At 69.9% G+C, this 25,432-nt stretch carries 22 protein-coding genes; 13 read left to right on the top strand and 9 right to left on the bottom strand.

What is annotated here, in order from left to right; translation table 11 throughout:
* Positions 1–24: 24 nt before the first annotated feature.
* The 4 genes from IG99_RS09595 to IG99_RS09580 form a co-directional block, all read right to left on the bottom strand.
* Positions 25–2,151, bottom strand: a complete 2,127-nt coding sequence (locus IG99_RS09595) for a 3-hydroxyacyl-CoA dehydrogenase NAD-binding domain-containing protein (protein WP_037671880.1) — start codon at positions 2,149–2,151, stop codon at positions 25–27.
* Complete coding sequence (locus IG99_RS09590) at positions 2,148–3,368, bottom strand: thiolase family protein (RefSeq protein ID WP_037671878.1); 1,221 nt, start codon at positions 3,366–3,368, stop codon at positions 2,148–2,150. The genes IG99_RS09595 and IG99_RS09590 overlap by 4 nt, the downstream gene beginning before the upstream one ends.
* Positions 3,369–3,491: 123 nt before the next feature.
* The gene (locus tag IG99_RS09585; RefSeq protein ID WP_037671876.1) at positions 3,492–4,520 is read right to left on the bottom strand and encodes a LacI family DNA-binding transcriptional regulator; all 1,029 of its coding nucleotides are present in this window, start codon (positions 4,518–4,520) and stop codon (positions 3,492–3,494) included.
* Positions 4,517–6,889, bottom strand: coding sequence for a glycoside hydrolase family 2 protein (locus IG99_RS09580; protein WP_037671874.1), 2,373 nt, complete (start codon positions 6,887–6,889; stop codon positions 4,517–4,519). The genes IG99_RS09585 and IG99_RS09580 overlap by 4 nt, the downstream gene beginning before the upstream one ends.
* 157 nt (positions 6,890–7,046) lie before the next feature.
* Between IG99_RS09580 and IG99_RS09575 the strand changes: the two genes are divergently transcribed.
* The 3 genes from IG99_RS09575 to IG99_RS09565 are packed head-to-tail and all read left to right on the top strand — an operon-like array spanning position 7,047 to position 10,134.
* Positions 7,047–8,360 (top strand): ABC transporter substrate-binding protein, encoded by a 1,314-nt coding sequence (locus tag IG99_RS09575; protein WP_037671872.1) that lies wholly within the window; start codon positions 7,047–7,049, stop codon positions 8,358–8,360.
* Positions 8,360–9,307: a carbohydrate ABC transporter permease gene (locus IG99_RS09570; RefSeq protein ID WP_037671870.1), complete on the top strand. Its 948-nt coding sequence runs from the start codon at positions 8,360–8,362 to the stop codon at positions 9,305–9,307. Before IG99_RS09575 ends, IG99_RS09570 begins: the two co-directional genes overlap by 1 nt.
* Positions 9,304–10,134 (top strand): carbohydrate ABC transporter permease, encoded by an 831-nt coding sequence (locus IG99_RS09565; RefSeq protein ID WP_037671869.1) that lies wholly within the window; start codon positions 9,304–9,306, stop codon positions 10,132–10,134. Before IG99_RS09570 ends, IG99_RS09565 begins: the two co-directional genes overlap by 4 nt.
* A 106-nt stretch (positions 10,135–10,240) precedes the next feature.
* On the opposite strand, the gene IG99_RS09560 is transcribed toward IG99_RS09565, so the two are convergent.
* The gene (locus IG99_RS09560; RefSeq protein ID WP_078947597.1) at positions 10,241–11,542 is read right to left on the bottom strand and encodes a ribonuclease D; all 1,302 of its coding nucleotides are present in this window, start codon (positions 11,540–11,542) and stop codon (positions 10,241–10,243) included.
* Positions 11,543–11,766: 224 nt separating this feature from the next.
* On the opposite strand from IG99_RS09560, the gene IG99_RS09555 reads away from it, so the two are divergent.
* Entirely contained in the window at positions 11,767–13,041 is a 1,275-nt protein-coding gene (locus tag IG99_RS09555; RefSeq protein WP_037671865.1) for a carboxylate--amine ligase, read from the top strand.
* A 164-nt stretch (positions 13,042–13,205) separates the two neighbouring features.
* Here IG99_RS09555 and IG99_RS09550 read toward each other — a convergent pair whose 3' ends face one another.
* Both IG99_RS09550 and IG99_RS09545 read right to left on the bottom strand, forming a co-directional pair.
* Positions 13,206–13,868, bottom strand: a complete 663-nt coding sequence (locus IG99_RS09550) for a response regulator transcription factor (RefSeq protein WP_037671863.1) — start codon at positions 13,866–13,868, stop codon at positions 13,206–13,208.
* A 354-nt stretch (positions 13,869–14,222) separates the two neighbouring features.
* The gene (locus tag IG99_RS09545) at positions 14,223–14,900 is read right to left on the bottom strand and encodes a DUF3000 domain-containing protein (protein ID WP_078947596.1); all 678 of its coding nucleotides are present in this window, start codon (positions 14,898–14,900) and stop codon (positions 14,223–14,225) included.
* A 107-nt stretch (positions 14,901–15,007) separates the two neighbouring features.
* Between IG99_RS09545 and hemE the strand changes: the two genes are divergently transcribed.
* Positions 15,008–16,075 carry a uroporphyrinogen decarboxylase gene (gene hemE, locus IG99_RS09540; protein ID WP_037671859.1) on the top strand — a complete coding sequence of 356 codons (1,068 nt, stop codon included), beginning with the start codon at positions 15,008–15,010 and terminating at the stop codon, positions 16,073–16,075.
* A gap of 221 nt (positions 16,076–16,296) precedes the next feature.
* Here the strand turns inward: hemE and rfbB are convergent, their stop codons facing one another.
* Together rfbB and IG99_RS09530 are read right to left on the bottom strand one after the other, a co-directional pair.
* A complete protein-coding gene (gene rfbB / locus IG99_RS09535) occupies positions 16,297–17,283 on the bottom strand; it encodes a dTDP-glucose 4,6-dehydratase (RefSeq protein WP_037672251.1) in 987 nt (328 codons plus the stop codon).
* 17 nt (positions 17,284–17,300) lie between these two features.
* On the bottom strand, positions 17,301–17,735 hold the full coding sequence (locus IG99_RS09530) for an ester cyclase (protein ID WP_078947595.1): 435 nt from the start codon (positions 17,733–17,735) through the stop codon (positions 17,301–17,303).
* A 188-nt stretch (positions 17,736–17,923) separates the two neighbouring features.
* Between IG99_RS09530 and IG99_RS09525 the strand changes: the two genes are divergently transcribed.
* The 8 genes from IG99_RS09525 to IG99_RS09490 all read left to right on the top strand — a co-directional run bounded on the left by IG99_RS09525 (position 17,924) and on the right by IG99_RS09490 (position 25,416).
* Positions 17,924–18,292, top strand: coding sequence for an antibiotic biosynthesis monooxygenase family protein (locus IG99_RS09525; protein WP_051865078.1), 369 nt, complete (start codon positions 17,924–17,926; stop codon positions 18,290–18,292).
* Positions 18,277–19,545: a beta-ketoacyl-[acyl-carrier-protein] synthase family protein gene (locus IG99_RS09520; protein ID WP_037671855.1), complete on the top strand. Its 1,269-nt coding sequence runs from the start codon at positions 18,277–18,279 to the stop codon at positions 19,543–19,545. The genes IG99_RS09525 and IG99_RS09520 overlap by 16 nt, the downstream gene beginning before the upstream one ends.
* Positions 19,542–20,795, top strand: a complete 1,254-nt coding sequence (locus tag IG99_RS09515) for a ketosynthase chain-length factor (protein WP_037671854.1) — start codon at positions 19,542–19,544, stop codon at positions 20,793–20,795. Before IG99_RS09520 ends, IG99_RS09515 begins: the two co-directional genes overlap by 4 nt.
* On the top strand, positions 20,788–21,063 hold the full coding sequence (locus IG99_RS09510; RefSeq protein ID WP_037671851.1) for an acyl carrier protein: 276 nt from the start codon (positions 20,788–20,790) through the stop codon (positions 21,061–21,063). Before IG99_RS09515 ends, IG99_RS09510 begins: the two co-directional genes overlap by 8 nt.
* Before the next feature lie 25 nt (positions 21,064–21,088).
* A complete protein-coding gene (fabG, locus tag IG99_RS09505) occupies positions 21,089–21,874 on the top strand; it encodes a 3-oxoacyl-ACP reductase FabG (RefSeq protein WP_037671849.1) in 786 nt (261 codons plus the stop codon).
* 31 nt (positions 21,875–21,905) lie between these two features.
* On the top strand, positions 21,906–22,859 hold the full coding sequence (locus IG99_RS09500) for an aromatase/cyclase (protein WP_037671847.1): 954 nt from the start codon (positions 21,906–21,908) through the stop codon (positions 22,857–22,859).
* An 18-nt stretch (positions 22,860–22,877) separates the two neighbouring features.
* Complete coding sequence (gene rfbH, locus IG99_RS09495) at positions 22,878–24,194, top strand: lipopolysaccharide biosynthesis protein RfbH (RefSeq protein WP_037671845.1); 1,317 nt, start codon at positions 22,878–22,880, stop codon at positions 24,192–24,194.
* 136 nt (positions 24,195–24,330) lie between these two features.
* Positions 24,331–25,416: a nucleotide disphospho-sugar-binding domain-containing protein gene (locus IG99_RS09490; protein ID WP_199815473.1), complete on the top strand. Its 1,086-nt coding sequence runs from the start codon at positions 24,331–24,333 to the stop codon at positions 25,414–25,416.
* Positions 25,417–25,432: the final 16 nt, after the last annotated feature.

Here is a 25,432-nt window from a genome sequence, read left to right as displayed (position 1 = left end):
GCCCTCCTGAGACGCGTACGACGGTTACGCGGGCACCGACGCCACGCCCGGCGCCAGGAACTTCTTGCCGTTCACGCGCTCCGAGACGCCCTCGCGGTCCAGGTACGGCGTGATGCCGCCCAGGTGGAAGGGCCAGCCGGCACCGGTGATCAGGCAGAGGTCGATGTCCTGGGCCTCGGCGACGACGCCCTCGTCGAGCATGATCCCGATCTCCTGGGCGACGGCGTCCAGGACGCGGTCACGAACCTGCTCCTCGGTCAGGACGACATCGCCCTGCTTGAGGAGCGCGGCGACCTCGGGGTCCAGCTCCGGCTTGCCGGAGTCGTAGACGTAGAAGCCGCGCTTGCCCGCCTTGACGACGGCGGCGAGGTTCGGGGACACCTTGAAGCGGTCCGGGAAGGCGCCGTTGAGGGTCTCCGAGACGTGCAGACCGATGGCCGGGCCGACCAGCTCGAGGAGGACCAGCGGGGACATCGGCAGACCCAGCGGCTCGACCGCCTTCTCGGCGACCTCGACCGGCGTGCCCTCGTCGATGACGTTCTGGATCTCGCCCATGAAGCGGGTCAGGATGCGGTTCACGACGAACGCCGGGGCGTCCTTCGTCAGCACCGCGGTCTTCTTCAGCTTCTTGGCGACGGCGAAGGCCGTGGCCAGCGAGGCGTCGTCCGTCTTCTCGCCTCGGACGATCTCCAGGAGCGGGAGGATCGCGACCGGGTTGAAGAAGTGGAAGCCGACGACCCGCTCGGGGTTCTTCAGCTTCGACGCCATCTCCGAGACGGAGAGGGAGGAGGTGTTGGTGGCGAGGATCGCGTGCGCCGGGGCGACCGCCTCGACCTCCGCGAACACCTGCTGCTTGACGCCGATCTCCTCGAACACGGCCTCGATGACGAAGTCCGCGTCGGAGAAGCCCTCCGCCTTGTCCAGGACACCCGTCACCAGCGCCTTGAGGCGGTTGGCCTTGTCCTGGTTGATCCGGCCCTTGCCGAGCAGCTTCTCGATCTCGGCGTGGACGTAGCCCACACCCTTGTCGACGCGCTCCTGGTCGATGTCGGTCAGCACGACCGGCACCTCCAGGCGGCGCAGGAACAGCAGCGCGAGCTGCGAGGCCATGAGGCCCGCGCCCACGACGCCCACCTTGGTGACCGGACGGGCCAGGTTCTTGTCCGGGGCGCCCGCGGGACGCTTGCCGCGCTTCTGCACCAGGTTGAACGCGTAGATGCCGGAACGCAGTTCGCCACCCATGATCAGGTCGGCGAGCGCCTTGTCCTCGGCGTCGTAGCCCTGCTGGAGGTCGCCGTTCTTGGCGGCGGCGATGATGTCGAGGGCGCGGTAGGCGGCCGGGGCCGCGCCGTGCACCTTGGAGTCCGCGATGAAGCGGCCCTTGGCGACGGCCTGGTCCCAGGCCTCACCGCGGTCGATCACCGGGCGGTCGACGACGATCTCGCCCTTGAGGACGGACGCCGTCCACAGCAGGGACTGCTCCAGGAAGTCCGCACCCTCGAACAGCGCGTCGGCGATGCCCAGTTCGTAGACCTGCGCGCCCTTGAGCTGCTTGTTCTGGTTGAGCGAGTTCTCGATGATCACCGAGACGGCCTTCTCGGCGCCGATCAGGTTCGGCAGCAGCGTGCAGCCGCCCCAGCCGGGGACCAGACCGAGGAAGACCTCGGGGAGCGAGAAGGCGGGCAGAGCCGCGGACACCGTCCGGTACTGGCAGTGCAGACCGACCTCGACGCCGCCGCCCATCGCGGCACCGTTGTAGTACGCGAAGGTCGGGACGGCGATGCCGGCGAGGCGCTTGAAGACCTCGTGGCCGCCCTTGCCGATGGCGAGCGCGTCCTTGTGCTCCTTGAGGAGCTCGACGCCCTTCAGGTCCGCGCCGACGGCGAAGATGAACGGCTTGCCGGTGATGCCGACACCGACGATCTCGCCGGCTGCGGCCTCCTTCTCGACCTGGTCGATGGCGGTGTTGAGGTTCGCCAGCGACGCCGGGCCGAAGGTGGTCGGCTTGGTGTGGTCGAAGCCGTTGTCGAGGGTGATGAGCGCGAAGCGCCCGGCACCGAACGGCAGGTCGAGGTGGCGTACGTGCGCGGACGTCACGACCTCGTCGGGGAACAGCTCGGCCGCGCCCTTCAGGAGTTCGGTGGTGCTCACTTGTTGCCTCCGTCGAAGTGCGGGTTCTCCCAGATGACCGTCGCGCCCATGCCGAAGCCGACGCACATGGTGGTCAGGCCGTAGCGGACGTGCGGCTGCTCCTCGAACTGGCGGGCCAGCTGCGTCATCAGGCGGACGCCGGAGGAGGCCAGCGGGTGGCCGAAGGCGATGGCGCCGCCGTACTGGTTGACGCGCTCGTCGTCGTCGGCGATGCCGTAGTGGTCCAGGAAGGCGAGGACCTGGACGGCGAAGGCCTCGTTGATCTCGAACAGGCCGATGTCGGAGATGGACAGGCCCGCCTGGGCGAGCGCCTTCTCCGTCGCCGGGATCGGGCCGTAGCCCATGACCTCCGGCTCGACACCCGCGAAGGAGTAGGAGACCAGGCGCATCTTGACGGGGAGGCCGTGCTCCCGCGCGAAGTCCTCGGAGGCGATGAGCGAGGCGGTGGCGCCGTCGTTCAGACCGGCCGCGTTGCCGGCGGTGACCCGGCCGTGGACGCGGAACGGGGTCTTCAGGCCGGAGAGGTTCTCCAGCGTGGTGCCCGGGCGCATCGGCTCGTCGGCGGTGACCAGGCCCCAGCCCGTCTCACCGGCCTCCGGGTTGGTGCGGCGCACGGAGATCGGCACCAGGTCGGCCTGGATCTTGCCGTTGGCGTACGCCTTGGCGGCCTTCTCCTGCGAGCGCACGGCGTATTCGTCGGCGCGCAGCTTGGTGATGTGCGGGTAGCGGTCGTGCAGGTTCTCCGCGGTCATGCCCATGAACAGGGCCGACTCGTCGACCAGCTTCTCGCTGACGAACCGCGGGTTGGGGTCGACGCCCTCGCCCATCGGGTGGCGGCCCATGTGCTCGACACCGCCGGCGACGGCGATGTCGTAGGCGCCGAAGGCGACGGAGCCGGCGACCGTGGTGACGGCGGTCAGGGCACCGGCGCACATGCGGTCGATGGAGTAGCCGGGGACCGACTGGGGGAGACCGGCCAGGATCCCGGCCGTGCGGCCGATGGTCAGGCCCTGGTCACCGATCTGCGTGGTCGCGGCGATGGCGACCTCGTCGATCTTCGCCGGGTCGAGACCGGGGTTGCGGCGCAGCAGCTCCCGGATCGCCTTCACGACGAGGTCGTCGGCACGGGTCTCGTGGTAGATGCCCTTCGGGCCCGCCTTGCCGAACGGGGTGCGGACGCCGTCGACGAAGACGACGTCCCTGACGGTACGAGGCACGATGGCTCTCCTCCAGGGTGCGGGAATCTGCACTGCTGCTGCGATGCGCTGAGCGCGCGCTCAGGACCCATGCTACTTATGGGTAACGTAGCTGCCCAGTCCTGCCCCGTACAGCGGCGAACGTCACACCGATGGCGGAGCCGTGGACCCCCGCGGAGTCAGCACGGGCGTGGGCACCGGATGCGACCCCGGTCCCTTTCTCATGATCACCCCGAACAGCGTCCGCGCGGCCTCCGCCCCGAAGCCGTGCACGTCATGGCTCATGGCGGACAGAGGCGGATGGGTGATGCGGCACAGCTGCGAGTCGTCCCAGGCCAGCAGGGAGACGTCGTCCGGGACCTTCAGGCCCATCTCCGCGGCCACCGCGAGACCGGCCACCGCCATGATGTCGTTGTCGTAGACGATCGCCGTGGGCCGGTCCGGCGGTGCGGTCGCGAGCAGCGACCGGGTGGCCCGGGCACCGGCCTCCCCGGAGTAGTCCGTGGCGACCTGCCAGGCCCCCGCCAGCCCCACCGAACGAGCCGCCCCGTCGAACGCGGCGGTCCGCATCACCGTGTGCCCGAGCCCCGCCGCGCCGCCCACCCGCGCGATCCTGCGGTGCCCGAGCGCCGCCAGATAGCGCACGGCCTCCCGCACGGCCGTGGCGTCGTCCGTCCACACCGAGGTCAGCCCGCCGGTCAGCGACGGATGCCCCACGGCGACCACGGGCATCCCCAGCCGCTCCACGGCCGCCACCCGCGGATCGTCCGCGCGGAAGTCCACGAGTATCGAGCCGCCGACCTGCCGCCCCCGCCACCACGACTCCTGCAGCCCGATCTCTTCCTCCAGGTTCCGCACCAGCCGCAGCAGCAGCGAGCAGGAGTGCTCGGTCAGCACGCTCTCCACGCCCGAGACGAACTCCATGTAGAACGGCTCCAGGCCCAGCATCCGGGCCGGCCGACAGATCGCGAGCCCCACCACGTCCACCCGCGAGCTCGACAGCGACCGGGCCGTCAGGTTCGGCGACCAGCCCAGCTCCCGCGCCGCCGCGAAGATCCGCTCCCGGGTCGCCTGCGACAGCCCCGGCTTGTGGTTGAAGGCGAGCGACACGGCACCCTTGGACACGCCGGCGCGCGCGGCGACGTCCTTGATGGTGACGCGGGGTGTCGTCATCCGGTGGGCTCCACGCAGTACAGGGCGGCACGGGCGGCGGCCGCGTCCGGAGTCTTCCAGCCACCGACCCCGATGGTCACCCACTCCCCGGGAAGCAGGGTCACCAGCCCCCGGTCGGCCCGCGCCTCAGGGCCCAGCCGGTCGGCCTGCAGCAGCAGATCCCGTACCAGGGTCCGCGCCGTCACCGTGACCTCGCCGGGCGCCACGGTCACCTCGAACTCGGGCCGGGGGTAGGGGATGTCCCGGTCCGGCGCCGGGAAGTGCAGGGCCCGCAGGCGGTCCGCGTCGGCGACCAGGAACTCCTTCGGCCCGGCCGGCACCAGCTCCCCGGGCACGCGCACCTCGGCCACGGCCCGTCGCCCCGCGGTGAAGCCGGTGCTCGCGTGGCCGATCACCTCACCGTCGACGGACATCCGGCGCAGGACCAGCGCACCCGTCCACTCCTCACCCGTCTGGTTCACGGCCGCCAGCACCAGGTCCCCGCCGCGGGACTGGACGGTGAGCAACCGGTCCGCGTACAGCCGCCGCAGCTCGTGGTACAGCGGCTTCTCACGTCCTTCACCGTCGATCGCCGCCCAGGACGTCACCGGCCAGCAGTCGTTCAGCTGCCAGACGACCGTGCCCGCGCACACCGGCCAGTGCGACCGCCAGTGCTCGATCCCGGCGGCCACCGCCCGGGCCTGGTTGACCTGCGTCAGGTAGTGCCAGCGGTCGAAGTCCCCCTCGGGGAACGTGAAATGCCGTTCCAGACCCCGTCGGAGCTTGCCGTTGCCGTCCTCGGCCTTCTGGTGGTGCAGCATGCCGGGGGAGTCCGCCGCGAGCTCCTCACCCGGCAGGGCGCGCCGCAGGGTGGAGTACGCGGGCGGCGCCTGCCAGCCGAACTCCGCCACGAACCGCGGCACGTTCGCCCGGTACTCGGCGTAGTCCTCCCGGTTCCACACCTCCCAGGAGTGGTGCGTGCCGTGGGCCGGGTCGTTCGGGTGATGGTCCCAGGACCCCGACCAGGGACTGCCCGGCGTGTACGGCCGCGTCGGGTCCGACTCGGCCACCACCCGCGGCAGTACGCCCAGGTAGTACCCCTCGCCCCAGGAGTCCGAGCCGAGCCCTTCCTCCCAATCCCAGTCCCGGAAGCCCCACAGGTTCTCGTTGTTGCCGTTCCACAGCACCAGCGACGGATGCGGCATCAGCCGTACGACGTTCTCCCGGGCCTCCGCCTCCACCTCGCCCCGCAGCGGCTGTTCCTCCGGGTAGGCCGCGCACGCGAACGGGAAGTCCTGCCAGACCAGCAGCCCAAGCTCGTCGCAGGCGTCGTAGAAGTCCTCGCTCTCGTAGATCCCGCCGCCCCAGACCCGCACCAGGTCCACCCCGGCATCGGTCGCCTGCCGCAGCCGTTCCCGGTAGCGCTCGCGGCTGATCCGGGACGGGAACACGTCGTCCGGGATCCAGTTGACGCCCCGCGCGAAGAGCCGCTCGCCGTTGACGACGAGGGTGAAGCCGGTGCCGTACGCATCGGGCGAGGTGTCCAGTCCCACGGTCCTGAAGCCGACGCGCCGCCGCCAGGAGTCGAGCGGACCGTCACCGTTCACCAACGTCAACTCGACGTCGTACAGCGGCTGTTCTCCGTATCCGCGCGGCCACCACAGTGCCGCGTCCGGTACTTCGAGACGTACGACCCCGTGTGTGCGGTCGATCTCCGCGCGCGCCCGCACCCCGGCGACCCGGGCCTCGACGGCGAGTTCGGCCTCGACGCGGCTGCGTTCGACGTCGACGTGCAACTCGACGGTCCCGGTGGTGCCTTCCACGGTGACGAGGGGGCGCACCCGGGCGATCCGGGCCGTCGACCAGTGCTCAAGACGGACCGGCCGCCAGATCCCCGCCGTCACCAGGGTGGGCCCCCAGTCCCAGCCGAACGAGCAGGCCATCTTGCGGATGTACTGGAACGGCTCGGCGTAGGCGGCCGGGCGCTCGCCCAGCCGCTCGCGGACCGCCGCCGCCTCGGCGTACGCGGAGGCGAACCGCACCGACAGCCGCCCGCTCAGCCCCGTCACGTCGAAGCGGTAGGAGCGGTGCATGTTCCGCACCCGGCCCAGGAGCCGGCCGTCGAGCAGGATCTCCGCCGCCGTGTCCAGCCCGTCGAAGACGAGATCGGTCTGCTCGTGCCCGTTCGGCACGGACCGCAGCTCCGTCTCGTACGTCCACTCCCGCCGCCCCACCCAGGCGACGTCGGTCTCGTTCCGGTCGAGGAAGGGGTCCGGGATCACGCCCGCCGCCAGCAGATCGGTGTGCACACAGCCCGGCACCACGGCCGGGAGCGCGTCCCGCCCGTGCCGCAGGGTCCATCCCTCGGTGAGCGGTGTGGCCTCCAGCATGCGCACTCCCTAAACCGGTCAAGGGGCAGTATTCAGCGCCATCGCTGCATCGTTGGCGGGAATCGGACTTTACCGGTTGAGGAAAGCGCTGTCAGAGTGCCGAATCAGCCATCCCGCAAGTGCTCGTCCGTCCCTCCCGTGAACGGAGCTGATGCACATGAACCGCCGTACAGTCCTCGCCCTGGCCGTCGGAGCCGCCCTGTTGCTCCCCGGCTGCACCGGTACCGGAGGCACCTCGAAGGGCGCGGACGCCAAGGCGCCCGACGACCCGGCGAAGGTGAGCGGAAACATCACGGTCCTCACCGTGCGGACCGACCTCGTGCAGGACGGCACGATGAAGAAGTACGCCGCCGAGTTCAACAAGATCTACCCCAAGGTGAAGGTCGAGTTCCAGGCCCTCACCAACTACGAGGCCGAGATCAAGATCCGGATGAACACGGAGGACTACGGCGACGTCCTGCTGATCCCGGGCGTCATCAAGAAGAGCGACTACCCGAAGTTCTTCGCCTCCCTGGGCACCCAGGCCGAGCGCAGCAAGAAGTACCGCTTCACCGACTTCACCACCGTCGACGGCAAGGTCTACGGGCAGACCCCGGTCGGCGTCATGCCCGGCTTCGTCTACAACAAGAGAGTCTGGAAGGAGGCCGGGGTCACCAAGTGGCCCACCACCCCGGCCGAGTTCCTCGCCGGCCTCAAGGCGATCAAGTCGAAGACCGACGCGATCCCCTACTACACCAACTTCGCAGCCCAGTGGCCGCTGACCTCCTGGACCTTCGTCAACGGCTCCGTCCACTGCGACCCGCAGGCCACCACGAAGATCGCCGAGGGCGACCCGTGGGCGAAGGGCTCCGACCTGCGCGTCGGTGACACGCTGCTCTACGACATCGTCAAGCAGGGCCTCGCCGAGAAGGACCCCACGACCAGCAACTGGGAGGAGTCCAAGCCCCGTACGGCCAAGGGGGAGATCGCCACGCAGTGGCTCGGCACCTGGGCGATCGTCCAGTTCCAGGACGCCGCGAAGAAGGCCGGGGTGAACCCGGACGACATCGGCTTCATGCCCTTCCCGGCCCAGACGGACGGAAAGTACTGCTCGACCATCGGCCCCGACTACAACCAGGCCGTCAACGTCCACTCCAAGCACAAGGAGGCGGCCCGCGCCTGGATCGACTGGTTCACCGACAAGTCCGGCTACGACAAGGACAACCTGGCCATCTCCCCGCTCAAGGACGCCGCCATGCCGGAGGTCCTCGAGCCGTACGAGGAGGAGGGCGTGAAGCTGATCGAGTTGGACGACTCGGCGGGCGCCAAGGTCAAGCTGATCGACGACGAGTCCGAGGTCGGCATCAACAAGCCCGAGTACCGCCAGGACCTCGTCGACCTCGCGCGCGGCGCCAAGAAGGGCAGCCTGGACGACTTCCTCGCCGGCCTCGGCAACAAGTGGACCGAGACGCAGAAGACCGTGGGCGACTGATGACGGACACCACCGAGAAGGCGACCCTCGGGGCCACCCCGGCCACGAAGGTCGCCGCCCCCGCACCGGCCCCGCGCGGCGCCCGCGTGTGGCGTCTGCTCACCCCCTGGCTGTTCCTGCTCGCCCCGCTCGCCCTCCTGATCACCTTCACCTACGCGCCGATCGCCAACATGGTCGCGTACAGCTTCACCGACTGGGACGGCGTGAGCCCCGAACTGCACTACACCGGCGGCGAGAACTACGAGGAGATCTTCACCAGGGAAGACCTCTTCCAGGTCTTCTTCGTCAGCGGTTACTACCTGGCCGCCTCCGCCGTCCAGATCGCCGCCGCCCTCTACTTCGCGACGATCCTCAGTTTCAACGTCCGCTTCCGGAACTTCTTCAAGGGCGTGCTCTTCTTCCCGTCGCTGATCAACAGCGTCGCGATCGCCTTCGTCTTCCTCTACTTCTTCCAGGACGGCGGCACCTTCGACACGGTGCTCGGCCTGTTCGGCTACCACACGGACCACGCCTGGCTGGGCACCCCGGTCTCCGCGAACGTCTCCCTCGCGAGCGTCTCCGTCTGGCGCTACATGGGCATGAACTTCGTCCTGTTCCTCGGCGCGATCCAGTCCATCCCCGGGGAGGTCTACGAGGCGGCCGAACTGGACGGCGCCAACCGCTGGCACCAGTTCCGCCACATCATCGCGCCCGGCATCAAACCGGTCCTGACCCTGACGGTGATCCTCTCCGTCTCCGGCTCGCTGTCCGCCTTCGAGATCCCGTACATCATGACCGGCGGGGCGACCGGCACCGAGACCTTCGTGATCCAGACCGTGAAGCTGGCCTTCCAGTTCAACAAGACGGGCCTCGCGTCGGCGGCCGCCGTGGTCCTGCTGCTGATCATCCTGGCGGTGACCTGGCTCCAGCGGCGCATCGTCCCCGACGACAGGGTGGACCTCGTATGACACGCCGAGCCGTTGCCCGCACCCTCGTGTACCTGTCGCTGGTCCTCGCGTCGCTGGTGGTCCTGCTGCCGCTCGGCGTCGTCTTCCTGACGTCGCTGAAGACCCCGGAGGAGACGGCGAAGGGCGGCGGGGCGCTCACGCTCCCGCACGACCTGCTCAACTTCCACAACTACGTGACCGCGTTCCAGGACGGCCGGATGCTCGCGGCGTTCGGCAACACCGCCTTCATCCTCGTCGTCGCGATCGGTGGCACGGTCCTCATCGGCTCGATGACGGCCTACGCCATCGACCGCTTCACCTTCCGCTTCCGGAAGCTGGTGCTGGCCCTCTTCCTGGTCGCCGCCCTGGTCCCGGGTGTGACCACCCAGGTGGCCACCTTCCAGATCGTCCACAGCTTCGGCATGTTCGACACCCGCTGGGCCCCGATCGCCCTCTACATGGGCACGGACATCGTCTCGATCTACATCTTCCTGCAGTTCGTCCGCTCGATCCCGACCTCCCTGGACGAGGCGGCCCGCCTCGACGGCGCCAACGCCTTCACCATCTATCGGAAGGTCATCTTCCCGCTCCTGAAACCGGCGATCGCGACGGTCGTGATCGTGAAGGGGATAGCCGTCTACAACGACTTCTACATCCCCTTCCTCTACATGCCCTCCCAGGACCTTGGCGTGATCTCGACGTCCCTCTTCCGCTTCAAGGGCCCCTACGCGGCCCACTGGGAGACGATCTCGGCGGGAGCGGTCCTGGTGATCCTGCCGACTCTGATCGTCTTCCTGTGCCTCCAGAGGTACGTGTACAACGGCTTCATGAAGGGTGCGAGCAGGTGAGTTGCCTTCAGGGGCGCGGGGCTCTGTCGATGTGCGGCTCCGCCGCGTGGGCGCGACAAGCCACGACCAACCCGCAGCCGCCGTACGACACAACGCTCTACGGCGGCTAGGCCCCCTTCGCGGACAGCGCCTCCACCAGCACCGGCGTCACCAACTCCACCTGCCAGGCCCGAGCCCCGTACCCGGCAAGGGCAACCCCCACCGACTCGGCGTCAACGAGTTTCGGCGGCTCCCAGCAAACCCGCCTCACCGTGTCCGGCGTGATCAGGTTCTCCTGCGGCATGTTCAACCGCTCGGCCAACCCCGACACCCCGGCCCGCGCAGCGGACAGCCTCGCCGCCGCCTCAGGGTCCTTGTCCGCCCACGCCCGCGGCGGCGGCGGCCCCGTCACCGGCTGCCCCGGCTGCGGCAGCTGACCGTCGGACAACGCCTTCGCCCGGTCGACGGCCGCCTGCCACTGCTCCAGCTGCCGCCGGCCCGTCCGGTGCCCGAACCCGTTCAACGCGGCCAGCGCGTGCACATTGGCCGGCAGCGCGAGCGCCGCCTCGACGATCGCCGCGTCGGACAGCACCTTGCCGGGCGACACGTCCCGCCGCTGGGCGATCCGGTCGCGCGCCTCCCACAGCTCCCGCACGACCGCGAGCTGCCGGCGCCGGCGCACCTTGTGCATACCGGAGGTCCGCCGCCAGGGATCCTTGCGCGGCTCCGCGGGCGGCGCGGCCGCGATCGCGGCGAACTCCTGCCGGGCCCACTCCAGCTTGCCCTGCCGGTCCAGCTCCTTCTCCAGCGCGTCCCGCAGGTCGACGAGGAGCTCGACGTCGAGCGCGGCGTAGCGCAGCCAGGGTTCGGGCAGCGGCCGGGTCGACCAGTCGACGGCGGAGTGCCCCTTCTCCAGGACGAAGCCGAGGACGCCCTCGACCATCGCGCCGAGGCCGACACGGGGGAATCCGGCGAGGCGTCCGGCCAGCTCGGTGTCGAACAGCTGGTTGGGCACCATGCCTATCTCGCGCAGGCACGGCAGGTCCTGGGTGGCGGCGTGCAGCACCCATTCGACGCCGTCGAGAGCTTCGCCGAGGCCGGACAGGTCGGGACAGGCCACGGGGTCGATCAGTGCCGTCCCCGCGTTCTCGCGGCGCAGCTGGACGAGGTAGGCGCGCTGGCCGTAGCGGTAGCCGGAGGCGCGCTCGGCGTCGACGGCGACGGGGCCGGAGCCGGCGGCGAAGGCGGCGATCACCTCGGCGAGCGCGGCCTCGTCGGCGACCACCGGCGGAATGCCCTCGCGGGGCTCCAGCAAGGGGATCGGATCGGGAATCGGCGCCCCCGTAGCAGTAGATCCGCCGTCGTCCGGAGGGGCGCCTCCGGTGGTTCGCAGTGAACTGTCTGCTGCGGTGTCTTGGGCGTCGGTCACCTGTCAAGGGTATCCGTCCGAGACGAGCTGTTGACCTGCGCTTTCAGCCGAGCTGTGAGTGACCTGCGCAAACGAGCGGCCGGAGGTGCGCGTGGTGCCACCGATCGGCGTGCACTCCGCCTGGGATGCCTGGTTCATTCCTTTGCTCTTGACTTGCGAACGAAACGGCGTAAACGTGTATGTATACGACGTAAACGTGCGGGCGGTGACGAACGGGAGCCATCATGGATCACGATGTGCCCGCGCTGCTGGTGAACGCGGTCCACTGCCCGCAGCAACACGGCAATCTGGGCGCCCTGCGCACTCTGGGCAGGGCAGGGGTGCCCGTCTACGCCATGGTCGAGGACCACTTCGCCCCCACCGCTGTCTCCCGTCACCTGGCGGGCGGGTTCGCCATGCCGGCGAGGGGGCTGGTGGAGCCACGGGAGTTCGTGCCGACGCTGCTGGAGTTCGGCCGCACGATCGGCCGCAGGACGGTGGCCGTCGCCGCGGACGACGAGGCCGCCATCCTGCTCGCCGAGCACTCCGAACGCCTCGCGAAGTGGTTCCTGCTGCCCGAGGTACCTCCCATGCTGCCCCGCGTGCTGGCCAGCAAGGAGGCCCTGGACCGGATCTGCGCCGAGCACGGCGTGGCCACCCCGCGGTCCCGCGCACCCGCCGACCGTGTCGAGCTCGTCCGGCTGGGACGCCGCTGGGGGTACCCGATCGTCCTGAAGAACCGGGAGGCGTTCACGCGGCTGCGGGCCCCGGTCGTGACCCACACCACCGTGGTCCACGACGAGGGAGAACTGCTCGACCTCCTGGGATCCGTCCGCGCCCCCGCCGTGCTGGCGCAGGAGTACATCCCCGACGACGTCGCCGAGGACTGGATCACCCACCTCTACTGCGGCGCCGGAGGTGTCCCCCAAGCGGTGTTCACCGGCTACGAGGTCCGCTCCTGGCCGCCGTACAGCGGAGCCACCACCCGGGCCTGGAGCCGCCCGAACCCCGAACTCGCCGAGCTTGCCGGTGAGCTGTGCCGGCGGATCGGCTACAGCGGGGTGGCGGATCTCGGCTGGCGTTTCGACCGACGGGACGGCCGCTACAAACTCGTCGACTTCAACCCCCGGATCGGGGCCCAGTTCCGGCTGTTCGAGACCTGGCACGGAGTCGACGTGCTCCGTGCGATGTACCTGGACCTCACGGGCCAGCCGATACCCGACGCGCCGCAGCGCTACGGCCGGATGTTCGTGGTCGGTCAGCTCGATGTGCTCTCGGCCGCCGCCACGGCCCGGCGCGAGCACCGGCTGCCACAGGCGCTGCTGCCTCGGCGGGGCACGGAGCGGGCATGGCTGAGCCGGGACGATCCGATGCCCGCCGTGGCCGAGGCGGTGCGTTTCGGCGGCACGGTGACGCGCCACTTCGCCCGTGTCACCGCCGACTCATGGCGCTCCTGCGCCCGCCGACGGAACGTTCCGTCGACGGGCGTCAAGGTGGTGGTGAACCGGTCGGGTCGGTGAGCAGATGGTTCATCGTCAGGGGGTGACGCGGGCGGGGCGTGGCTGTCGGCCCCGGTCACGTCGGTGAACAACTGCAGGGAATCGAAGGTACGCGCAGGGAAACGAAAAGACGCGCAGGGAATCGGACGGAGAGGGAGGGGAGAGGGGAGGGGCAGGGGTGGGGGTCAGTGGATGATGCCGGTCCGCAGGGCGACCGCGACCATCCCGGCCCGGTCGCCCGTGCCGAGTTTGCGGGCGATGCGGGCGAGGTGGCTCTTGACGGTCAGTGCGGACAGGCCCATCGAGACGCCGATCGCCTTGTTGGACTGGCCCTCGGCGACGAGCCGCAGCACCTCCACCTCGCGGCCGGACAGCTCGCGGTAGCCGCCCGGGTGGCTCGGGGCACCCGGGGGGCGGCGGTGGAGGCGGGCGGCGGCCGCGCCGATGGGGGCGGCACCGGGTCGGGTGGGGAGCCCGAGGTTGGTGCGGGTGCCGGTGACCACATAGCCCTTGACCCCGCCCGCGAGGGCGTTGCGTACGGCGCCGATGTCGTCGGCGGCGGAGAGGGCCAGCCCGTTGGGCCAGCCCGCGGCGCGGGTCTCCGACAGCAGGGTCAGACCTGAGCCGTCGGGCAGGTGGACGTCGGCGACACAGATGTCGCGGGGGTTGCCGATGCGGGGACGAGCCTCCGCGACGGACGAGGCCTCGATGACATCGCGCACACCGAGCGCCCAGAGATGACGGGTGACGGTGGATCGAACGCGCGGGTCGGCCACGACCACCATGGCGGTCGGCTTGTTCGGGCGGTAGGCGACCAGGCTTGCGGGTTGCTCGAGGAGAACGGACACCAGGCCTCCTGGGGTGAGGGACGGGGCCGGCTGCTGGGGATGAAGCCGGGACGAACCGTGCTTTCAAGGTCACAGTCGTCTTCGGCAGCAACCCCCTCCGCCTTTAGAGAATGATCACGATCTGGTGAGTAACAATCCGTGCAATTCGGACACGCGATCGATCATCCGAAGATCGAGTCGGTTCGGTCGGGTCCTGTTGGGGTTCGGAAAGTGGCCGTATCGACAAAGAGATGGTCAACGGGACACCCGGAAGGCCCTCAATGGGGTGATCGTCGGATGGTCCGTCAGGAGTTCGGCGCACAAAGAAGCGCCCGGCGCGAGGAGCGCCGGGCGCGACAGGGGCGGTTCGGACGGTCAGCGTGACTGGGGCCCCCGCCGTTGCGGCAGGCTCACCACCGAGGCGTCGCCGGGGCCGGCCGGTGGCAGACCGGCGACCTGGGCCAGCAGATCGCACCACGCGGAGAGATGGGCCGCCGTGTCCGGGACCCCGCCCAGCCCCTCCCGGGGCGTCCAGGAGGCACGGATCTCGATCTGCGAGTTGGCCCCACGCTCCGCCAGCCCGCCGAAGTAGTGCGAGCTCGCGCGCGTGACGGTGCCGCTGGGCTCGCCGTAGGCCATGCCGCGCGCCTGGAGCGCACCGGTCAGCCAGGACCAGCACACGTCGGGCAGCAGCGGGTCGGCGGCCATCTCGGGCTCCAGCTCCGCGCGCACCAGGGTCACCAGCCGGAAGGTGCCCCGCCAGGCCTCGTGCCCGGCCGGGTCGTGCAGCAGCACCAGCCGGCCGTCGGCCAGGTCCTGGTCGCCGTCGACGACCGTGGCCTCCAGCGCGTGCGCGAACGGCGCGAGCCGCTGCGGGGCCGGAGTCGCCTCGACCTCGATCTGCGGCCGCAGCCGCGCCGCCCTCAGCGACTCCACGGCGGCCCGGAACGGCGGCGAAGCCGCGTCGCCCGCATCCCGCTCCCCCTCCCCGGTGTCCTTCGCGTCGTCCATTCCGCCAGCGCCGTCCGACAGTCGTCCCTGAGCCGCAGCCATGCGGGGAAGAGTAAGGGGAACAGGGCCCGAGCGCAGGGAGGGACACCCCCTGCGGCCCCACCTGCCCGCAGCCGCGTCGGCTTTCGGGCCGTGCGAGACTTGCCGTCGTGAGCGTGAACGAGGGCCCCGCGGGCCGGCAGCCGACAGCGACGTACGACAGCCCCTTCCTGAAGGCGTGCAGGCGCGAGCCCGTGCCGCACACGCCCGTGTGGTTCATGCGTCAGGCCGGGCGCTCGCTGCCGGAGTACCGCAAGGTACGCGAGGGCATCCCGATGCTCGAGTCCTGCGAGCGGCCCGAGCTGGTCACCGAGATCACGCTGCAGCCGGTGCGCCGGCACAACGTGGACGCGGCGATCTACTACAGCGACATCGTCGTCCCGCTCAAGGCCATCGGCATCGACCTCGACATCAAGCCCGGCGTCGGCCCGGTCGTCGAGCACCCGATCCGCACCCGCGCCGACCTCGCCCAGCTGCGCGACCTGACCCCCGAGGACGTCTCCTACGTCACCGAGGCGATCGGCCTGCTCACCCGCGAGCTCGGCGCCACCCCGCTCATCGGCTTCGCCGGAGCGCCCTTCACCCTCGCGAGCTACCTCGTCGAGGGCGGCCCGTCGCGCACGTACGAGAACGCCAAGGCGATGATGTACGGCGACCCCGAGCTGTGGGCCGACCTGCTCGACCGCCTCGCCGACATCACGGCCGCGTTCCTGAAGGTCCAGATCGAGGCGGGCGCCTCCGCCGTCCAGCTCTTCGACTCCTGGGCCGGCGCGCTGGCCCCGGCGGACTACCGGCGCTCGGTACTGCCCGCCTCCGCGAAGGTCTTTCGCGCGGTCGAGTCCTACGGCGTCCCGCGCATCCACTTCGGCGTCGGCACCGGCGAGCTGCTGGGCCTGATGGGCGAGGCCGGCGCGGATGTCGTCGGCGTCGACTGGCGCGTCCCGCTCGACGAGGCCGCCCGCCGCGTCGGCCCGGGCAAGGCGCTCCAGGGCAACCTCGACCCGACCGTCCTGTTCGCCGGCACGGACGCCGTCGAGGCCAAGACCCGCGAGGTCCTCGACTCCGCCGCCGGTCTGGAGGGCCACGTCTTCAACCTCGGCCACGGCGTCATGCCGTCCACCGACCCGGACGCGCTGACCCGCCTCGTGGAGTACGTGCACGCGCGCACGGCCCGGTAGGGGCGGCCCGCACCCGGGCCCTCGGTTCGTCCGCAGCCTGCCTGCTCCCCGGTGGTGACGACGGTGGGCCCGCTCGGGGCGGGGCCACCGTCATCGCGCCGTCCGGTGCGAAGGCACGGTCCTCGCCGCACACGATGTACGTCGACGACAGGTGCCGCCGGACGGCCGCCCGCACCTCCTGCTCGGCGCGCGCCGGTCCGCGGCTGCGGCGCCCTCGGGCATCACTGCTTCCTCGGTACGAGGCCCGCTTCGAGTGACTCCCACCATGCGCGGTGCTCCCGGTACCAGCGCACGGTTTCGCGGAGCCCCTCCGTGAAGGGGACCTGCGGCCGGTAGCCGAGCTCGGTGCGGAGCCGCCCGGCGTCCAGCGAGTAGCGGCGGTCGTGGCCCTTGCGGTCGGCGACATGGCGCACCCGCTCCCAGTCCGCGTCGCACGCCTCGAGGAGCAGCGAGGTCAGCTCCCGGTTCGTGAGTTCCGTACCGCCGTCGATGTTGTAGACGGCGCCGGGGCGACCGGACTCCAGGACGAGCTGGATCGCCCGGCAGTGGTCATCGACATGGAGCCATTCGCGGACATGCAGGCCATCTCCGTACAGGGGTACGTCGGCCCCGTCCAGAAGCCGGGTCACAAAGAGCGGAATCACCTTCTCGGGGTACTGGAAAGGGCCATAGTTGTTGGAGCAGCGAGTCGTGCTGGTCCACAATCCGTGAGTGCGATGGAAGGCTCGGACAAGCAGATCACTGGCCGCTTTCGACGCCGCATAAGGCGAATTGGGTTCCAGTGGGTGTTCCTCGGTCCAGGAACCGTTCTCAATGGAGCCGTACACCTCGTCCGTCGAGACGTGAATGAATCGGGACACTGAAGTCGCCAGGCAGCACTCGAGCAGGTTCTGGGTGCCGAGAACGTTCGTCCGGATGAATTGCTCTGAATTCTCGATGGACCGATCGACATGTGATTCGGCGGCGAAGTGCACGACCGCATCGTGACCGGGAAGCACATCCATGAGGAGATCCCGGTCGCATATGTCGCCGCGGATGAACGTCAGCCGCGGATCATCGAGGGGCAGCCGGTCCAGGTGCCCCGCGTACGTCAGCTTGTCGACCACCGTGATATCGACGCTCGCATATTCTGAACGGCGTCCGTCCAGCAGTCGGCGCACATAGTGGGAGCCGATGAATCCCGCGCCCCCCGTGACCAGGATCCGCACAGTCGCGCCCCCGCCGCCTATGGACGCCAGCCCGCCGGCTCCGGCCACGGATCACCGAGCTGGCGCAGCGTGCCTTGGAAGTCGGGCCAGTCCCGGTGGTCGCGGATCTTCCCGTCCACGAAGCGCAGCAGGTGGATCTGCTCACCGGCGAACCGCCGCCCGGTCGGTGCGATGCCGACGAGCGTGCCGACGTGGCGGCCGTAGAGCACCAGGTGCGCCCGCACCCAGTCACCGCGCTCCTCGAGCCGGACCTCCTCCAGGTGGGCGTCCTCGGAGAACGTTCGCTTCACCCACTGCACCACCATTCCGAATGCGGTCGGCCCCTGGTTGATGCCGTGCTCCAGGGTGGCGGGGTTGAGGTATTCCTCGTGGATGTACTCATCGGCATCGTCAATCTTGCCCGTGTTGAAGGCGTTGATCATTCTACGGGCAGCCTCGATCTGCTGGCTCATGGACACTCCTTTTCCTCATCGCTGATGCCAGCCTCGCTGCGCTCAGTCGCCGTGCCCTTGACGACGGCTCGACGTCCGGCGGTAGAGACATCCAGAGATCGTCGAGTTGGATGCGAGAGCCGGCGCGCACCTTGGAGCAGATAGTCACCGGATTATCAAGACGCGATCGGACAGGGGGAATTCGAAGAGTGTCGGAGAATAAGCCGGACAGTCCGACGGAGATCACGTTCGTCAATAGATTTACCTTGCACGCCGCCCCCGAGGAGTTCGAGCGGATATTCGCGGAGACCTCTGCTTTCATGGCGCGCCGGCCGGGTTTTGTACGCAACACACTGCTGCGTCATGTCAACGACGAGACGATCTACATAAATATCGCGCACTGGCAGAGTGCGGATGCGCTCAGGCAGGCCATCGCGCACCCCTCGTTCCAGCCGCACGCCGCCGCACTCCGCGCGATCAGCACCAGCGATCCCCACAGCTATACGCCCCGCCAGGCCTTCTCGGCGGACGGCCCGCCCACCCCGGGCGAAGCGGAGGACCCATGGACCGTCGGGTAGTGATCACCGGCATCGGCGTCATCGCGCCCAGCGCACTGGGCACCAAGCTCTACTGGGAGCTGCTCACCAGCGGCCGCACGGCCACGCGGCGCATCAGCTTCTTCGACCCCTCGCCCTTCCGGTCGCAGGTGGCCGCCGAATGCGACTTCGACCCGGAGCGTGAGGGCCTGTCCCCGCAACAGATCCGCCGGATGGACCGGGCGGCGCAGTTCGCCGTGGTCAGCGCGAGGGAATGCCTGACCGACGCGGGCTTGTCGCCGCGGTCGCTCGACCCCGCTCGCACCGGTGTGGTGGTGGGCAGCGCGGTGGGCTGCACCATGGGGCTCGAGGAGGAGTACCGGGTTGTCAGCGACGACGGCCGACAGTGGGAAGTCGATGGCGACTACGCCGTTCCGCACCTCTTCAACTACCTGGTGCCCAGCTCGATCGCCGCGGAGGTGGCGTGGGACATCGCGGCCGAGGGCCCGGTCTCACTCGTCTCCACCGGGTGCACCTCGGGCCTCGACTCCGTAGGCCGAGCCGTGGAGCTGATCCGCGAAGGAGCCGCCGACGTGGTCCTCTCCGGGGCCACGGACGCGCCCATCTCTCCCATCACCATGGCCTGCTTCGATGCGATCAAGGCCACCACACCCCGCGTCGATGATCCGCCGGCCGCCTCGCGGCCGTTCGACCGGTCACGCAACGGCTTCGTCCTCGGCGAGGGCTCAGCGATGCTGGTCCTGGAGGAGCGGGAGCACGCGCTGGGACGCGGAGCGCACATCTATGCCGAGATCGCCGGCTTCGGATCGCGCTGCAATGCCTTCCACATGACGGGTCTGCGCCCGGACGGCCGGGAGATGGCGGAAGCCATCAGGGCCGCGTTGGCCGAGGCGGGCCGCAACCCCGAGGACGTCGACTATGTCAACGCCCATGGTTCCGGCACCAAGCAGAACGACCGGCACGAGACGGCGGCGTTCAAGCGCAGCCTCGGCGACCACGCCTACCGCGTCCCCGTGAGCGGGATCAAATCCATGATCGGGCACTCGCTGGGCGCGATCGGCTCTCTGGAGATCGCGGCCTGCGCGCTCGCCCTCGAACACCAGGTCGTTCCGCCCACGGCCAATCTCCACGAGGCCGATCCCGAGTGCGACCTCGACTATGTCCCGCTGGAGGCGCGCGAGCAGCGGCTCGACACGGTGCTGACGGTGGGCAGCGGATTCGGCGGTTTCCAGAGCGCCATGGTGCTGTGCGGCCCGGAAAAGGCCACCCGATGACCGTACGTACTGTGGTGACGGGCTTGGGCGTCATCGCCCCGACCGGGTTCGGTTCCGACGCTCACTGGGAGAGCACCACCCGGGGCCGGTCGGCCATCGGGCGGATCACCCGGTTCGACCCAGGCACCTATGCGAGCCGGCTGGCCGGTGAGATCCGGGAGTTCCAGCCGGAGAAGCATCTGCCCAACCGCCTCCTCCCTCAGACCGACCACATGACGCGGCTGTCCCTGGTGGCCGCCGACTGGGCCTTCGCGGATGCCGCTGTCGAGGCCGGGGCGGTGCCCGAGTTCGGCGTCGGTGTCGTCACTGCCAGCTCGGCCGGGGGCTTCGAGTTCGGGCAGCGGGAACTGCAGAAGCTGTGGAAGGACGGGCCGGAGTACGTCAGCGCCTACCAGTCCTTCGCCTGGTTCTACGCGGTGAACACCGGGCAGATCTCGATCCGGCACGGCCTGCGGGGGCCCAGCGGAGTGCTGGTCACGGAGCAGGCCGGCGGCCTGGACGCGCTGGCCCAGGCCAGGCGGCACATCCGCAGGGACACCGCGATGGTGATCGCCGGCGGGGTGGACGGCTCGCTGTGCCCCTGGGGCTGGGTCGCCCGGACGGCGCAGGGCACCACGAGCACCTGTGAGGATCCCGCGCGGGCCTATCTGCCCTTCGACGCGCGGGCCTCCGGCTCCGTGCCGGGCGAGGGCGGGGCGCTCTTCGTCGTCGAGTCCGAGGAGTCGGCACGCGCCCGGGGCGTGACCTCCGGCTACGGCGAGATCGCCGGCTACGCGGCCACCTTCGATCCGCCGCCGGACTCCGGCCGCGAGCGGACCCTGCGGCGCGCCGTGGAGCAGGCGCTCGACGAGGCCGAGGTCGCCCCCGCCGAGGTCGATGTCGTGTTCGCCGATGCCGCGGGGGTCCCCGAGCTGGACGCCGCCGAGGCCGAGGCCCTGAAGGCTGTGTTCGGACCGCACGGCGTGGCGGTGACGGCCCCCAAGACGATGACCGGACGGCTGAGCGCCGGCGGCGCCGCCCTGGACGTTGCGACCGCCCTGCTCGCCATGCGCGAGGGGACGATCCCGCCCACCGCCAATGTGTCCGCGGCCGCACCCGAGTACGAACTCGACCTCGTGCTGGAGCCGCGTCGCCGCCCGATCACCACGGCACTGGTGGTCGCCCGGGGCACCGGTGGCTTCAACGCCGCGATGGTCGTCCGCAAACCCAGAGGGCAGGCAGGCCCGGAAGCAGGAGGAAGAGATGGCTGACCTGACGCTGATCCGGCTGATGGAAGTGATGAAGGCGTGCGCGGGGGAGGGCGAGGGCCTCGACCTGAACTCCGACTTCGGTGACCGGACGTTCGCGGACCTGGGCTACGACTCGCTCGCCGTGATCGAGACCGTGACCCGCATCGAGCGGGAGTACGACGTCCACCTGGACGAGGGGGAAGTGATGGACGCCCCGACCCCCGCGGCGCTCCTGGGTCTCATCTCACAGGCATTCGGGACGGCCGTCGAGCCGTCCAGCGGCCGCTGACATTCAGGAACTCGAGGGAGAGAACATGTCCAGCCAGGACAACAGGCACGCCATCGTCACCGGCGGCACCAGCGGCATCGGGCTCGCCGTCGCCCGACTGCTCGGTGCACGTGGCATGCGCGTCTTCATCTGCGCCCGGGACGAGGACCGGCTCGACGCGACGGTGAAGCAGCTGACCGAGGAGGGGCTCGACGTGCACGGCCGACCGTGCGACGTGCGCTCCCCGGACGAGATCCGTGAGCTGGTGCGGTCCGCCGTGGACCGCTTCGGACCCGTGGACGTGCTGGTCAACAACGCGGGCCGGAGCGGGGGAGGGCCGACCGCCGGGATCCAGGACGAACTGTGGCTCGATGTCATCGAGACCAACCTCAACAGCGTCTTCCGGATGACCCGTGAGGTGCTGAACACCGGCGGGATGCTGGCGCGTGAGCAGGGCCGGGTCATCAACGTCGCCTCGACCGCCGGCAAGCAGGGGGTCGTGCTCGGCGCGCCCTACTCGGCGTCCAAGCACGGGGTGATCGGGCTGACCAAGGCGCTCGGGCTGGAGCTCGCAAAGAGCGGAATCACCGTCAACGCCGTATGCCCGGGCTATGTCGAGACCCCGATGGCCCAGCGTGTCCGGCAGGGCTACGCGCAGGTCTGGGACACCACCGAGGACGACGTGCTGACCCGCTTCGAGGCCAAGATCCCGCTGGGTCGCTACGCGACTCCGGAAGAGGTCGCCGGACTCGTCGAGTACCTCATCACCCCCGCGGCCACGTCGATCACCGCCCAGGCCCTGAACGTCTGTGGCGGGCTCGGCAACTACTGATCCGGTGATCACCGGCAAGGAGCCCATACATATGCCGTACCCCCATGAGACCGAGCATCAGATCCGTGTCCGGGCGGACGCGGACACCGTCTTCGGCCTGCTCGCCGACGTCTCCCGCTGGCCGTTGATCTTCCCTCCCACGGTGCACGCCGAACAGATCGAGCGGGAGGGCGACACCGAGCGGATCCGGATCTGGGCCACCGCGAACGACAAGGTCAAGGGCTGGATCTCACGACGCACCCTGGACCGCTCGGGCTTGCGCATCCGCTTCCGGCAGGAGGCCTCCCAGGCGCCGGTCGCCGGCATGGGCGGGACTTGGCTGATCGAGCCGGTCACCGACGACGAGGTCCGTGTCCGGTTGCTGCACGACTTTCGAGCCGTCGGTGACTCGGCGGAGAACATCGCCTGGATCGAGCAGGCCATCGACCGCAACAGCGATGCCGAGCTCGCGGCCCTCAAGCGCGCCGCGGAGAGCGCCGGCGAAGCGCACGAGCTGGAGCTGTCCTTCAGCGACGCCGTGCGCATCGCCGGCCCGGCAGAGGCGGTCTATGACTTCATCAACGAGGCGGACCGCTGGCAGGAGCGGCTCCCGCATGTCACCGGGGTCGACCTGACCGAGGAGGTCCCCGGGGTGCAGATGCTGACGATGGAGACCAGGACGGCCGACGGCAACAGCCACACCACGACGTCCGTGCGCGTGTGCCGACCGAGCAGCCAGATCCTCTACAAGCAGCTCAAGACGCCTGCGCTGATGGCCGTGCACACCGGCGAGTGGCGGCTCGAGGAGGACCAGGGCTCGACCCTCGCCACCTCCTTTCACACCGTGGTCGTCAAGCCGGAGGCCATCGCCGACATCCTCGGCCCGCAGGCCACGGTCGGCGACGCGCGGACGTATCTGCGCGACGCTCTCGGCCGCAACAGCACCGCCACCCTTCGGCACGCCAAGGCGTACGCCGAGGCATCCGTGACATCCCGGCTGCCCTGACCTGAGGACGTGACGTACATGAGCGACACCAAGTCGTCCATCCTGGAGGCGGTCGAGCGGTATCACCTGGAGCAAGCCCCGGAGATGGAGTTCGTCCCGGGTGAGACTCCGGTATGGCCGTCCGGTGCGGTGCACACTCCCGAGGACCGGGTCGCCCTGGTGGCGGCCGCCCTGGACATGCGGATCGCGGCCGGCGGCATCTCCCGGGAGTTCGAGCGGCGGTTCGCGAAGACCGTAGGACTCCGCAAGGCCCATATGACCAACTCGGGCTCGTCGGCGAACCTCCTCGCCCTCTCGGCGCTGACATCACCGCAGCTGGAAGATCGCAGGCTCCGTCCTGGAGACGAGGTCATCACCGTCGCGGCAGGGTTCCCCACGACCGTCAACCCCATTCTGCAGAACGGGCTGATCCCCGTCTTCGTGGACATCGAGCTCGGCACCTACAACACCACCGTAGAGCGGATCGCCGAGGCGATCGGCCCCCGGACCAGGGCCATCATGCTCGCGCACGCCCTCGGCAACCCCTTCGAAGCCGAGGAGGTGGCCTCGCTCGCGGAGGAGCACGGCCTCTTCCTCATCGAGGACAACTGCGATGCCGTCGGCTCCACATACCGGGGGCGGAACACCGGTACGTTCGGGGATCTGTCGACCGTGAGCTTCTACCCGGCCCATCACATCACCACGGGAGAGGGCGGCTGCGTGCTGAGCGACAACCTCGCGCTGGCCCGGATCGTGGAGTCGCTGCGGGACTGGGGCAGGGACTGCTGGTGCGAACCGGGCGAGGACGACACCTGCCACAAGCGCTTCGCGTACAAGCTGGGCGCCCTGCCGCTCCGGTACGACCACAAGTACACCTTCTCCGAAGTCGGCTACAACCTGAAGGCCACCGACATCCAGGCAGCACTCGGGCTCAGTCAGCTCAACCGGATCGAGGAGTTCGGCGAACTTCGGCGGCGCAACTGGCAGTTGTTGCGGGATGCCATGGTGGACACGCGCTACCTGCTGCTGCCCGAGGCCACGCCCGAGAGCACTCCCAGCTGGTTCGGCTTCGCCCTGACCCTCACGGACGACGCGCCGTTCGAACGGTACGAGCTGCTGAAGTTCCTCGGTGCCCGCATGATCGGCGCGCGGCTGCTGTTCGCCGGCAACCTGACCCGGCACCCCGGGTATCTGCACCGGGACTACCGGGTCGTGGGCGATCTGACCAACAGCGACATCACCACCGAGCGGACCTTCTGGCTCGGCGTCTATCCCGGTCTCACTCCGGTGATGATCCAGTACGTGGCCGATTCGATCAACGAGTTCGTGGCGTCGAAGGGCCTGCGGGGTGCCTGACCTCCGGGTTCTGTTCAGTGTCTCCTCATGGCCGACGCATTACGCCGCGATGGTGCCGCTCGGCTGGGCACTTCAAGCCTGCGGCCACGAGGTGCGGGTCCTGTGCACGCCCTCGCAGGTCGGTCCCCTGACACGGGTGGGCCTCATCCCGGTCCCCGTGCTGGACGGCATGCCGGACGTCGTACGTCTGCGGCTGCAGTACCACGCGGAGGCGGTCAGCGGCGTCTGGCCCAATCCGTGGCTTCCCCCACATCCGGTCGACGGCGTCCCCCTGCGCAAGCTGGGGGACTTCGACCGGGAGCGGTACGAGCGGGAGCAGGCTCCCGAGTACGCGCGGCGGGCCGAGCGCAGCTTTGACGCCGCCGTCGCCTTCGCGCGCCGCTGGCGTCCGCACCTCGTGCTGCACGACCCGGCGAGCCTGGAGGGGCTACTGGCCGCCCGAGTCCAGGACGTGCCCGCGGCGCTGTGTCTGTGGGGGCCGGTCGGCACGCACGAGCGCGAGCACATGCGGATCGTCCCCACCGACCACAGCGGTGCGTTCGCGCGGTACGGGCTCGGCGACTTCACACTCGAGATGATCGACACGGTCATCGACCCCTGCCCCGCCGGGCTGTCCCCGCCGACGACCGCACGTCGGCTGCCCGTCCGCTACGTTCCGTACAACGGCTGCGGCCCTCTGCCGCCGTGGCTGACGCGTCCGCCGAATCGTCCGCGGTTGTGCGTGACGTGGTCGACCGCGCTCTCGACGATGTCGGGGCCGCGGGCCAATGCCCTGCCCGAACTGGTCCGGGCCCTTGACGGTCTGGGCCACCAGGTCGTCGTCACGGCCACCCGGCAGGACGCGGCCGCGCTGCGCGGCATCCCGCCGACGGTCCGCGTGCTGGAGCAGGTGCCGCTGCGGCTGCTGCTGCCGGGCTGCGCGGCCGTCGCCCATCACGGCGGCAGCGGCAGCACCATGACATCGGTGTGGGCGGGAACTCCCCAGCTGGCGCTGACGTTCGCGTCCGAGCAGGCGGTCGCCGGCGAGCGCGTGGCGGGGACGGGGGCGGGTGTGCACATCCCGGGCGGATACGCCGATCCCGACGCGCTCCGCGCCGCGATGCGTAGGCTCACTGAGGAAGCGTCGTTCGTCCAGGCGGCCGCGGCGCTGCGCGCGGACCTGCTCGACCGCCCGAGCCCTGCTCGCCTCGTGATGACTCTGGAGGAGCTGGCGGCCGCCTGACCGACTCATCGAGCCG

Source organism: Streptomyces griseus subsp. griseus, assembly GCF_000720255.1.
Taxonomy (GTDB): Bacteria; Actinomycetota; Actinomycetes; order Streptomycetales; family Streptomycetaceae; genus Streptomyces; species Streptomyces griseus_I.
This window is presented reverse-complemented; position numbering and strand designations above follow the sequence as displayed.